Origin of the sequence: Enterococcus durans (assembly GCF_002277935.1) — a bacterium.
In the GTDB taxonomy this organism is placed as follows: Bacteria; Bacillota; Bacilli; order Lactobacillales; family Enterococcaceae; genus Enterococcus_B; species Enterococcus_B durans.
In genome coordinates this window covers 1062759-1074365 of record NZ_CP022930.1, presented here as the reverse complement: position 1 = coordinate 1074365, position 11607 = coordinate 1062759, and the positions used below count along the sequence as shown (strand labels likewise).

Here is an 11607-nt window from a genome sequence, read left to right as displayed (position 1 = left end):
GTGGAATCAATGAAGAAATATGATGAACTGATTCAATTTATTCTTGAAAATATCGGTGGAATCAATAATGTGATCAGCGCCAACCACTGCGCAACCCGACTACGTTTAAAATTAGCCGATGTATCTCAACTTGAAGAAGAAAAACTAAAAACAAATCCACTGATCATGGGAATTGTTAAAAGAGAAAATGAGATCCAATTAGTGATTGGACCAGATGTTCCAAAAGTCTATGCGTTGTTTTCTGCACAATTAGATCAAAAAAAAGAGCCATCAGCTGAGATTCCTACAAAAAAAAGTATCAAAGCGTATGGATCAGCAATTGTTGACTTTATTAGCGGTACCTTTGTTCCTGTCCTTCCAATCTTAGTTGCAGCTGGTTTGGTTTCTGCTGTTCTGAATATTGGTGTTACTTTTTTTGGAATTGGTACAGAAAGTGGCACTTATACGATTTTAAATGCTGTTAATAATGCTGGTTTTTATTATTTACCGATTTTTATCGGCTACAGTGCGGCGAAAAAATTGGGGATCAATGGAATGCTAGGTATGTTTTTGGGCGCAATTCTTGTCCATGCCTCCATTGACGGTATCGCAAATTTAGATTTCTTGAGTATTCCTGTCCCAACTACTACCTATAATACAACCACTATTCCAGTGATCTTTGGTGTATTGTTCATGGCTTTGGTTGACCGACTTGGTGATCGATTCATCCCACAAGCGATCAAATATTTTCTCAAACCTCTACTAGTGATTTTGATTACCGTACCTGTCACTTTGATCGTTTTAGGACCTCTAGGTAACATCGTCGGTAGCTTCATTGCTGACGGATTAAGCTTCATGTATGAACATCTAGGATGGTTGTCTGTCGGTATCGTTGGCGCAGTAACACCATTACTAGTAATGACCGGAACAAATCAAGCATTATTCCCACTGGTTTTTGCCATGATGGGAGATTATGGCTATGATTCTTTCGTTCTTCCTGCCATGCTAGCAGCAAATGTGGCAGTTGGTGCAGCTGCACTAGCCATTTCATTTCAAGAAAAGGACACAGATAAACGTTCCTTATCTTTATCTGCTGGTATCACGGGGATCATGGGTGTAACAGAACCTGCGATTTTTGGAGTATTGATCAATTACAGTAGTGCCTTCTTCGGTGCTATCATCGGTGGCGGAATTGGAGGCATTTTGGCTGGGCTGGTCCAATTAAAACAATACGCTGTCGTTTCGCCAGGGATTGCCGCGATCCCTACATTTATCCCAACAGATGGTTCAGGTTTGAATCGTAATTTTTGGTTTTCTATCCTTACGATTCTACTTTCAATGCTCCTATCTTTTGTCGTCACGATCCTTTTGCAAAAACAAACGATAAAAAAAGAAAAACTGCAACAAGCCTCTCAAGCAGTGAAAATCTCAAGTCCACTTACAGGAAAGGTCGTACCCTTACAACAAGTCAACGATCCAATGTTTGCAGATAAAATGATGGGAGATGGGTTAGCTATTTTTCCTACAGAAGGAGAAGTTTGCTCCCCTATTGATGGCTATGTGATCATGACCACACCAACCAAACATGCGATTGGCTTACGGGGAGATAATGGCGTAGAGATTCTCATCCATATCGGGATGGATACAGTCGAATTAAATGGGCGATTCTATGAATTGCACGTGGCAGAAAACCAATACGTCCATGCAGGAGATGCTTTGATCACCGTTGATTTAGAGAATGTTTCTGCTGCCGGTTATGATTTAACGACACCGATTATCGTCACGAACACAGCTGATCATGAACCATTTGCTAAAACTGTACAAGAAAAAGTACAACGAGAAGATTATTTATTCTCTGTCAATTAGAGAATAACTGGCGTGAAGAACAACGAAAAGATTATAGAGAGATGGCTGACTGACCGTTCTCTATAATCTTTTTTGGTGCTAATGCCTGTCTCATTTCCATTGGTGTCACTTTTTATTCTCACCAACTTTATCAAATAACACTTTGATTTCTTGTTCTGTACACTGATACAAGCAAAAAATTTTATGTAACATTTCGTAAGACGGTCGAGCATTCCCGTTTTCCCATTTTGATACTCCCTGTCTGGAAATATGTAATTGTTTCGCTACAAAAGTTTGAGTATAGCCGTTTTTTTCTCTTTTCTGACGTAACCAACGTGCAAATTCCATCATTTTTGCCTCCCTTATTTGTTTTTCTTCTCCCTTTTTATTACCAGTATACCGAAAAAACAGAAATCGAAAGAATAAAGCAACGCTTTGGTTCTTTTTATTTTATTTTAAATAGTATACGCTTTCTTTGTAAATATAATTAGGAAAGGTGGAAAGAGTTATGAAGAAACTATTGATTGCTTGTTTGACTTTAGGACTAGCATTGAGCGGAACATTCGTCAGTGCCACAGAAACATCAAAAATCGATCAGTTGTTGGAATTGCAGCCAGGTTTATCCCGAGAAGAATTAATGGAGGGAATCGAAGAAACAGCAAAAAGCATGGGTACATCAGAGACAGAGGTGATCGACCTCGCCTTGAATGAATTAGAACAGACGATAGCAGAAGAACAAGGAGTATCACGACTACGCGGTGGCAGTTCAGGAAACCGTTATTTGACTTCTGCTGATCGAAAGGGGGATATTTTTTATACGCCTTCCTCCACCTTAGGTATTCAGCATGGGCATGTAGGACTTTATCATACAAGAGATTCCATCGTTGAATCTATCCCCTCCACTGGCGTGAGAAGAATATTTTACAAGAGTAGAAATGTTGAAAAAAATGCAGTCATGCAACTTGTGAATACGACGCAAGCAAAGAGAAATGCTGCTGCAGATTGGGCAAATTCGCGTGTTGGGAAAGATGCCTATTCTTACAACTTTGTGACTAACCGGCAAACTGCGCATACTGGTGCTAAAAATTGTTCAAAACTGCTTTGGAGTGCTTACATCCAAAAGGCGGGAATCGATATCGACCGAAATGGAGGGACAGGTGTTTATCCAATTGATATCCGTGACTCTAGTTATACAAGGACCTATAAAGTGATTCTATGAAAAAGTACCCTCTGCTACTGTTCGGTGCTTTTCTTTTCTTTTTATCTATCTGTACTTTTGATACTACCGATCAAAAAAATACTACTACTTATGACTACTACTTGTATTTCTCTACCACGATGGACAACTATCTGACTTCTGGCAGATTAATCGGAGTTGGCGCTAAAGACCAAGTGTTGTTAAAAACAAGCGGCTTGGAGCTAGGCGGTTTTACGCAATTGGACCAGCAACTTCATTGTTCTGATCGACAATATGATTATATCTATACGCCTAAAACTGGGAAAATCAAAAAAGTAAAGCGAGCAACTAAAGAGCATACCGGCATTAAAACAATGGCGATTGAAGAGACAGTTATTAAACTTTTTAATCATGGGTATTCGGAGAAAGGACAATATCATACGCATATATATATGAATCAGAAAAATTATCTTATAAAGGAATACATCTACATCGTGGGGAATGACCTAAACAATATTTACACTCTAGGTGAAACAGACTTAAATGAATTATCTCTTAGTCGTCACTACTTCCATCAAGACGAATTAATCAGCGAGTTCATCGGCACATTCCCTAATTCCGAAAGAGAAAGTTATCATTTTTCTTATTATTTGGCAGTTTACCATAATACCCTATACTCTGTTGTTTTTGATTTGTCTTCTGGTAATCCCTACTTATTTCAATATTCTCTAACGGATCATATGCACAATTTAAAAAATTTAGCTTCAGAGATAAAATTTGAAGACGTAGGATTTTTTTCAGCAAATGGTAGCTTTATTTACAAAGACCAACTCGTCTATTTTTCTGGAAACAACACCATATACTTTATTGACTTAGAAACCGCACAGATCAACAAAAAATATTACACTGATATTGATTTAACTGGACACTTTTTTATTGATTCCATTGATGGACAAATGATTGCAATCGCAAACTATAATGCAGAACATAACATTGATATATGGACACTCGATTTAGCAACTTTCAAAGAAAAAAAGGAACGTACAATAGACACTTCTTTGTGGCGTAGCAATGAATACTTATATGATTTCCAAGTAAGTAAATAACCACACTCCATTCTTTAAAAAATACCCACTCACGTGATTAGCAATCAATATGCTTAAAGCAGAAATAATAAAAAGAAGCGAATAACAAATTTATTCCTTATTTCTTTTTCTGTACACTGCTGCAAACAAAAGAGCTTAAATAGCATTTCAGAAAGGTGGGATTCTATGAAAAAATACCTTCTGCTACTATCCGGTGCTCTTCTTTTTTTATCTAGCTGTACCTTTTATACTACCAATCAAAAAAATGCTAGTACGTATGACTACTTTTTATATTTCTCCACAACAATGGATAAATATTTGACCTCTGGTAGATTGATCGGAGTTGGTGAAAAAAATCAGATGCTATTAAAAACTAGCGGGCTGGAGTTAGGCAGCTTTACGCAACTGAATCATCAAATCCACACCTCTGACCGTCAATATGACTATATCTATACACCGGAAACAAATGAAGTGATGAAAACAAAACGCACCACAAAAGAGCATACAGGTATTAGCACAATGGTGATTGAAGAAACAGTTGTCAAAATTTTCAATCATGGTTATTCAGACGATGGTTCTTATGGCAATCATTTTTATGTTGGTGATAAACACCTCAATAGAAACAAATTCATTATCGGGATCGGTCATGATTCCCAACAAATATATACTTTACATGAAGATACAGAAGCTATCCTTCTCTATCAGCATACCTTAGTTAAAGGAGAGTTAACCACCCAATTCGCTAGCTCTTTTCCACATGATGAACATCATGAATACATTTTTGTCTATGACTTGGTTGTCTACAAAGATGGACTATACGGCATTGCCTTCAATTCCGCTAAAAATTATCAAAGCAAACTCTTTCATTATTCTATGGAAGAAAAACAATGTACCTTTACAGACTTATCACCAGACATAACTATCGATAACTCAGGATTTCCTTACTCAAATGGTGGCTTTATCTATAATGATCAGTTGGTGTATCTCGCTAGTGATAGCACCATTTATTTTATTGATTTAGAAACCGGAAAAATCAGCAAACAACACCGAATCACTATCGATCTAACCGGAGTCTTCTTTGTTGATCCTATAGATGAGCAAAACATCGCTATTGCAAGCTATGATCAAGAAAATAACATTGACATTTGGACATTGAATTTAACGACTTTCAACGAAAAAAAAGAGCGTACCGTTCATTCTACTTTATGGCGCAATAATGAGCATCTCTATGATTTCCAAGTGAAGAAATAAGTCTATATAGCAACCAAGAAAAGATGACTTTTAAGATCACCTTTTCTCGGCTGCTTCTATTTTTTAATTAGATTGAGGTTTAGGATCACCATTTGTCATTTCATGTTTAAGTTGATCTTGCCATCGTTCAATTGTAATTATTTGATCAAATTTATCTTTATTTTCAGGAAAAGGATGATGACTGACAATGATCACCGTTAAGTTTGGGTCACTTAGTAATAGGTTTTCGATGATTAAAGCATTCGACCGGTCTAATGAAGAAGTGCCTTCGTCCATTAAAATGAAGTTTTTTTCTTGAATAAACGCCCTTGCCAAGCTTATTCTCTGTTTTTGTCCTCCAGATACATTTTCCCCATTATCTGTGATCAAATCACTTGGTTCCGTTATAAAGTCAATTGCTGCCCGCTTCATTGCCTTTTCAAGTGCAGCAGATGGATGATCCTGCCACAAAGTGATATTTTCTTCATAGGTAGCATTGAATAAGTACGTATTTTGGTAAATATACTGTAGAAAAGCAGAAGTATCTACATCTTGTAGTTCTTTCTCATCCAATAAGATCTTTCCACGATAGTTCGTCAATTCTCCAGAAATGAGTTTCAGCAACGTGCTCTTACCTCCGCCGCTTTCTCCAATCAATAAATATTTTTTCCCTTTTTCAATGACGAGATTGATATCTTTTAAAATGGGCTTGTCTTCTTTATAGCCAAAAGTAACTTGTTCTAATTTCACTGTATTGAAATCTGGTAAAAGCTTTTTTTCTTTTGCCGGCTCAACCTCTTCAAAAAAATCTGCGACAACTGGATTAGCAGATTTCAGTTGGACAAACTGTTGTCCTGTTAGTGAAATGGAATTAAAAATATTCGCAGCTAAATTTCCACTAGAACTGATCGCCCCTAGCGTAGTTTGACCAATAATAACTAGATAGCCCGTCAATATATCGACTAAAACTTGACTGACTAAACTAGAAAATACTAGAAAACTTGTCACTTTATTTTTGACTTTAGCGATTTCAACCTTATCTTCGGCAAGATTGTTTGAAAATATGCTTATTTTTTCGGGGATGATTTTTAGAATGTTACTATAACGCAACACGTTATATCCCTTTAAGATATTGGTCGTTTCTTTCATAAATCGTGAATTACTAGTTGAAAGTTTTTTCCCAATAAATACCAATTGCTTTTCAAATCGATTCGGTAGATATAAAACCAAGCCTGACAAAATAAGAACTGCAGCTGCCAACCACAGATTTAGCAGACAGAGTGCTAAAGTAGAAAAGAAGATCAACCATAGATTGGCGATGATCCCATATAAACTAGTCAATCCTTGTAGTTCGATTTGGTTGATATCATTGGATAATTTAGAAATATATCCTTCGGCTGTTATAGTTTTAAATTGATTTGGCGAGAGTTGTGTTATTTTCTTTGCTTCACTTAAGCGCAAGGATGTACTGATTTGTTGAATCGATTTTTCTTGATATGTCGCAATAAAATAGTTAAATACGATAAAGACAAGCCACAGAAACAAAATAAAACCATCCCAAAAAAGAAAAGCTTTCACATCGAATTTAAAAATAGCATTTGTTGCATAGACGAGTAAGTAGCTTGGTAGGACTCGCAGTCCTGAAAGGATACCAGTTAAAAAAACCATTTTGATCACATTGGTTGGGTATCGTTGTAGGATCAATCGCATGCAGCATCCCTCCTTGTCACAAAAACAGTTAGAATAAAGAAACAGCGTGCCGATTTGTTCTGAAAAAAATGTGTAGCTACTTCTGTTCCAATCTTGAATTTATTCATAATCATTCCCCCTTCACAAAAATATAGCATTTCTATCAACGTTAGAATTTTTAAAATTGTGTAGTATACTATACTTTAAATAAGAAGGAGGGATTCGATGCATTATGGACCTATCATCAAGAAAATCCGCTGTGAGAAACGGCTGACACAAAAAGAAATCTATTCTGGAATTGTTTCGCGAAGCTTTTGTGCAAAATTGGAACGTGGTGAGTATTCCATCGAAATAACCAAATTTCATCTGATATTGGAACGCTTGACGCTTACTTTTGAAGAGTTTCTACTTTTTTGTAAACCGTCTTCTACACTCGAATTAAATGGCCTTCTATCTGTCTACTATCAACTTGATTTGCATACCTTGGAAAAATTGATGACAGTCTACGAGCAAAACAAATTATCCGATTTAAACCATGAGCGGTTCCTTGCCTCCACTGCGTATGCCCTCGCTTGCTCACTCAAACCATTCTTGGATCGAGCACCACTTGAGTACTTTAAAGCATATTTTATTCAGTCGGATTTTTTTACACTTACAGACTTAGAATTAGTAACCATCACTCTATTTTTGTTTTTAGAAGATGAAGATGCGGTAACTGAGGAATTGTTGACAAAGGTCAGGCAGTCAATCCATCACCTTTGGGGCATTTTCCCAGCTAAAATCAAAGAATTGATTGGTTTTCTTTATATAAACATGATCCAATGTTTACTTGTAAAAAAGGATATCCATTCAGCCCGTCATTTGCATCTTTCTTTTCAAAAGTGGTTTACTGAAGCACAACTTTCCCTCACTACTCGATTGTATTTTGATTTTTTTACTGCTTTTCTTTCCAATGAAACGCAACAATTAAATGAAGTCATTACTTTTTTAAAAAAATACGATCCCAAAACTTGTCATACTTTGCTTAAGATCAAGGAAAGCGCCACGATCCATTTTGGTATCTCTTGATGGAACAAAAAAGCGGGGTGTTTTCTTAGTGGACAGTCCCTGTATGAATATCTCTTGAATTGAATCAAAAAAAAGAGGTTGGGATAGAAGTGTTTAACTCCGAGAAATAAGAAGAAATTCACGAAAATTGCTTTTCAAATTTTTGTGAATTTCAGCTTATTTCCGAAGGAGTTGCTTCTGTTCCCACCGTTTATTCATTTTAAAAAAAATGGGACAAAAGTGTTTCTTACTTTTATCCCACGCTTTTTCTTGCTTTTATAAATAATTTTGATGTAGTGGATCAAAGACGCCCTTCACATAGAGTCGAAAATATTCTTTCGTGAATCTCTTCCTTGAACCTACTACCTTTATCTTACCTTCATTCTTTCAGGCTATTTCTCACAACGGCTAAGTAGTGTCGTAAACCGACATTCATTACCCATGCCGCTCCTAGCCCGATGAAACTTCCCAGCAAAATACCTAAGAAACGATATTCGATCAAAGAAAATAAATACACATTTCGCATGAGGGTCGAAAGCATCAGTGCCATTGGATTCAGAAAAATATTTGCGACTGCATAATTCCTTGCAACTAAAAATTGAGAGATACCATAAAGAAATGTCACTAAAAAAATCGTTTCTAGTTGTGTAAAAGGGATCAATGACAAAATAGCAGAAACGATCAAACCTAGCATTGAACCAATGAGGTATTGGACTTGCCGGTGTTTCATCGCATCTAAATTTTCTGCTAGTAGGATCGATGCACAAGAAAGTGTTAGCCAGTAAGGATTGTGCAGATTCAAGCCATGGCTAACATAGACTGAAAGAAAAAGGGCCGCACTATAAAACACAGAATCGATTATAACTAGCGGATCTTGGTGGAAACGTTCTTTTAATGTTGTCGTTTCGATCACTTGTTCTGGACGAGTATCTAATAATTTTGTGATGATCGCCGCAATCAAAGAAAATACAACACCCATAAAGAAGAACAGAGAAATTTGAGGAAGTTGCGCAATTGGCAAGGTCATACTCGTTCCCATTGCAGACAACATCGCAAAAAATAACCCCCCAGGCTTGGAGATATGGAACAATCGTAAAATGAAACGGCTCGAAAAAGCAACCGCAGCTACGACAAATGGTTCAAGCCATAGGACATAGGTGGATAACACACCTAGCATGAACGCAATGAGTAACCCGCACCCAATGAGAAACATTCGTTTGAGTAAAGCTTTCAATGGAATATTTTGGTAATAGAAAAATGTAAAAAGTCCTAGTGAAGAAAAGCTAGAAATCAAAAAATTATGATTGATATACCCTAGCCATAACACCAAAAAAATAAGAATCATCAAATTCATGATCCTAAAAGGGTTATCCTTTATTTTGTTGAATCGAAAATACGTTTTAAGCAATGAATCACTCCTTGTCTAAGGTAACTAATGAATGGTAACTTTATGTATCTGAAAACAGATGCTTTCTTTAGTATAACAGACGTTTCTTTATTTTTTCTTAACATTGCTTGTTGCTTATGTTCTTACTTCTTATTGTTTAACGATTTTTGGATAGCTACAAATATAAAAAAGAAGTCTTCAAAACATTAAAAAATGTTTCAAAAACCTCTTTTTCGTAGCACAAAACGGCTTTGGATCCACAGTACATTCTGCAAAAGAGTGGTATGGTGGAAAAAATTTTCTGTTCTCCTGTTTGAAATCCTAAAAATACGCGATTAGTTTCCCAAAAATACAGGGCGTCTAAAATATCGTTGGCACTAGACCACCATCGATCCGTAGAGCTTCTCCAGAAAAAGAAGAAGCATAAGGGCTAGCGACAAATGTCACGAAACGTCCTACTTCTTCTGGACGTATCAATCGTTGGATTTGTGATAATGGTCGATGGTTCTTCATAAAATCAGCTTCCCATTCTTCTTTTGGCAGATCAGATTGTGCGTACATCTCTTCCAGCATAGCTTCTACCCCTTCCGTTAACGTAGAACCTGGCATGATCGTGTTGACCGTAACATGCGTGGCTTTTGTTAATTTAGAAAGACTCTTAGCTAGTGATAGATTCATTGTTTTTGTCATGCTGTATTGAGGCATCTCCCCTGAAGGCATGATGGCTTCTTCACTTGCGATAAAGATGATTCGGCCAAAGTCTTTCTCTAGCATTTTAGGCAGATAGTGTTTCGCTAATGCATTTCCAGACAAAACATTGGTTTGGAAAAATCGATTCCAAACAGCATCAGTGATTGCTTCATATTCCATTGGCTGAAAAATCCCCATGTTATTGACTAATACATCTACTTCTGGAAATTGTTCCAATAATTGGTTTCGTGCAGTTTCGTCTGTTATATCAAATGGTGCTGCCTGAGGACTCGTCTGTGGAAATTCTTCTTTCAGTGCTGAAACGACTTTTGCGACATCTTCTGCTTTTCTTCCGTTGATGACTACATCGGCGCCTTCTCTTGCGAACTCTTTTGCAATTGCTTTTCCGATTCCTTTCGTCGAACCTGTGACAAGTACCAGTTTTTTACTTAAACCCATTTCCATGATCGATTACCCCTTTCTCAAAAATAGCTTGTGCAGTCTACTTGAAATCAAATGTGTCTGGATCTGGACCGACACGTAGGTGTTGGTCTAATTCATCGATCATTTGCATCTCTGCTTCTGTCAATTCAAAGTCAAATAATGCAGCATTGCTGATCAAACGTTCCGTTTTTACTGATTTCGTCAATACGATGATTTCATGTTGGATATCCCAACGCAAGACGATCTGGGCGACTGAGCGATGATGATTCTCTGCGATTTCTTGTAAGACTGGTTCTTTTAAGATTTTTCCTTGCATCAATGGGGACCAGGCTTCAATCAAAATATCATTTGCCGCACAAAAAGCTCGTAGTTCCTGTTGATTCAACCGAGGATGTAACTCTACTTGATTGACAACGGGTTTGACCGTGGTTTCTAAAAGTAATTTTTCTAAATGATGGATCTCAAAATTACTTACACCGATTGCTTTGATTTTTCCCTCTTCATATAAGTGTTCTAAGGCTTTATATACTTCGATATATTGGTCATCTGTTCCTGGCCAGTGGATCAAATATAAATCGATATAGGTCAATCCTAACTTATTTAGGCTATCTTCAAAAGCAATTAGTGTTTCTTCATAATCAAGACCAGCATTCCAAACTTTTGAAGTAATGAATAGATCTTCTCTCTTCAAACCTGTGGCAGCTAGTCCTTCTTTGATCCCTTGACCTGTTCCTTCTTCATTTCCATAAACAGCAGCGGTATCAATCAAGCGATACCCAGTTTTGATGCCTTCAGAAACGATAGCAGCTGTTTGTTCATTGGGTATTTGAAAAACACCTAAACCTAGTCCAGGCATCTTCTTCCCATTATTCAATAAAACTGTATCTTGTAAATTTTTAATCATCACTGAATCTCCTCTCATGGACTGTGATTGACAATTATACAAGACAATCTACCTTTTTAGGAAGTACGCACTTTTAAGTACTATAGGCACTTTAAAGTAACTGTAGAAGAAATATGAGATCAAGCAGCTT

Annotated in this window: 10 protein-coding genes and 1 pseudogene; 6 read left to right on the top strand and 5 right to left on the bottom strand. The window is 36.9% G+C overall.

Going from position 1 to position 11607, the window contains the following annotated elements; genetic code table 11:
- The first annotated feature begins 9 nt into the window (after nucleotides 1–9).
- Nucleotides 10–1845, top strand: a complete 1836-nt coding sequence (locus tag CJZ72_RS05170) for a beta-glucoside-specific PTS transporter subunit IIABC (RefSeq protein ID WP_081133692.1) — start codon at nucleotides 10–12, stop codon at nucleotides 1843–1845.
- Between the two features lie 105 nt (nucleotides 1846–1950).
- On the opposite strand, the gene CJZ72_RS05165 is transcribed toward CJZ72_RS05170, so the two are convergent.
- Nucleotides 1951–2172, bottom strand: coding sequence for a helix-turn-helix domain-containing protein (locus CJZ72_RS05165; RefSeq protein WP_081133691.1), 222 nt, complete (start codon nucleotides 2170–2172; stop codon nucleotides 1951–1953).
- A gap of 160 nt (nucleotides 2173–2332) precedes the next feature.
- Here CJZ72_RS05165 and CJZ72_RS05160 point away from each other — a divergent pair, with 160 nt between their 5' ends.
- The 3 genes from CJZ72_RS05160 to CJZ72_RS05150 all read left to right on the top strand — a co-directional run bounded on the left by CJZ72_RS05160 (nucleotide 2333) and on the right by CJZ72_RS05150 (nucleotide 5337).
- A complete protein-coding gene (locus CJZ72_RS05160; RefSeq protein WP_081133690.1) occupies nucleotides 2333–3043 on the top strand; it encodes a hypothetical protein in 711 nt (236 codons plus the stop codon).
- Nucleotides 3040–4107 carry a hypothetical protein gene (locus CJZ72_RS05155; RefSeq protein WP_095443670.1) on the top strand — a complete coding sequence of 356 codons (1068 nt, stop codon included), beginning with the start codon at nucleotides 3040–3042 and terminating at the stop codon, nucleotides 4105–4107. Before CJZ72_RS05160 ends, CJZ72_RS05155 begins: the two co-directional genes overlap by 4 nt.
- Nucleotides 4108–4272: 165 nt before the next feature.
- Nucleotides 4273–5337: a hypothetical protein gene (locus CJZ72_RS05150; RefSeq protein WP_095443669.1), complete on the top strand. Its 1065-nt coding sequence runs from the start codon at nucleotides 4273–4275 to the stop codon at nucleotides 5335–5337.
- Nucleotides 5338–5400: 63 nt separating this feature from the next.
- On the opposite strand, the gene CJZ72_RS05145 is transcribed toward CJZ72_RS05150, so the two are convergent.
- The gene (locus CJZ72_RS05145) at nucleotides 5401–7026 is read right to left on the bottom strand and encodes an ATP-binding cassette domain-containing protein (protein WP_095443668.1); all 1626 of its coding nucleotides are present in this window, start codon (nucleotides 7024–7026) and stop codon (nucleotides 5401–5403) included.
- 204 nt (nucleotides 7027–7230) lie between these two features.
- Between CJZ72_RS05145 and CJZ72_RS05140 the strand changes: the two genes are divergently transcribed.
- The gene (locus tag CJZ72_RS05140) at nucleotides 7231–8073 is read left to right on the top strand and encodes a helix-turn-helix domain-containing protein (protein ID WP_081133686.1); all 843 of its coding nucleotides are present in this window, start codon (nucleotides 7231–7233) and stop codon (nucleotides 8071–8073) included.
- A 63-nt stretch (nucleotides 8074–8136) separates the two neighbouring features.
- Nucleotides 8137–8268: pseudogene (locus CJZ72_RS15040) on the top strand (DUF3788 family protein); the annotation flags it as partial.
- Nucleotides 8269–8431: 163 nt separating this feature from the next.
- On the opposite strand, the gene CJZ72_RS05130 reads toward CJZ72_RS15040, so the two are convergent.
- The 3 genes from CJZ72_RS05130 to CJZ72_RS05120 form a co-directional block, all read right to left on the bottom strand.
- Nucleotides 8432–9460 carry an FUSC family protein gene (locus CJZ72_RS05130; protein WP_081133685.1) on the bottom strand — a complete coding sequence of 343 codons (1029 nt, stop codon included), beginning with the start codon at nucleotides 9458–9460 and terminating at the stop codon, nucleotides 8432–8434.
- A gap of 339 nt (nucleotides 9461–9799) precedes the next feature.
- On the bottom strand, nucleotides 9800–10594 hold the full coding sequence (locus CJZ72_RS05125) for an SDR family NAD(P)-dependent oxidoreductase (protein WP_081133684.1): 795 nt from the start codon (nucleotides 10592–10594) through the stop codon (nucleotides 9800–9802).
- A 37-nt stretch (nucleotides 10595–10631) separates the two neighbouring features.
- Nucleotides 10632–11477, bottom strand: coding sequence for an aldo/keto reductase (locus tag CJZ72_RS05120; RefSeq protein ID WP_081133683.1), 846 nt, complete (start codon nucleotides 11475–11477; stop codon nucleotides 10632–10634).
- Nucleotides 11478–11607 lie beyond the last annotated feature (130 nt).

Bases quoted from the DNA above. Each gene is read 5' to 3' on its own strand.
- CJZ72_RS05170 (WP_081133692.1), top strand. From the start codon at position 10: ATGAAGAAATATGATGAACTGATTCAATTTATTCTTGAAAATATCGGT.
- CJZ72_RS05165 (WP_081133691.1), bottom strand. From the start codon at position 2,172: ATGGAATTTGCACGTTGGTTACGTCAGAAAAGAGAAAAAAACGGCTAT.
- CJZ72_RS05160 (WP_081133690.1), top strand. From the start codon at position 2,333: ATGAAGAAACTATTGATTGCTTGTTTGACTTTAGGACTAGCATTGAGC.
- CJZ72_RS05155 (WP_095443670.1), top strand. From the start codon at position 3,040: ATGAAAAAGTACCCTCTGCTACTGTTCGGTGCTTTTCTTTTCTTTTTA.
- CJZ72_RS05150 (WP_095443669.1), top strand. From the start codon at position 4,273: ATGAAAAAATACCTTCTGCTACTATCCGGTGCTCTTCTTTTTTTATCT.
- CJZ72_RS05145 (WP_095443668.1), bottom strand. From the start codon at position 7,026: ATGCGATTGATCCTACAACGATACCCAACCAATGTGATCAAAATGGTT.
- CJZ72_RS05140 (WP_081133686.1), top strand. From the start codon at position 7,231: ATGCATTATGGACCTATCATCAAGAAAATCCGCTGTGAGAAACGGCTG.
- CJZ72_RS05125 (WP_081133684.1), bottom strand. From the start codon at position 10,594: ATGGAAATGGGTTTAAGTAAAAAACTGGTACTTGTCACAGGTTCGACG.
- CJZ72_RS05120 (WP_081133683.1), bottom strand. From the start codon at position 11,477: ATGATTAAAAATTTACAAGATACAGTTTTATTGAATAATGGGAAGAAG.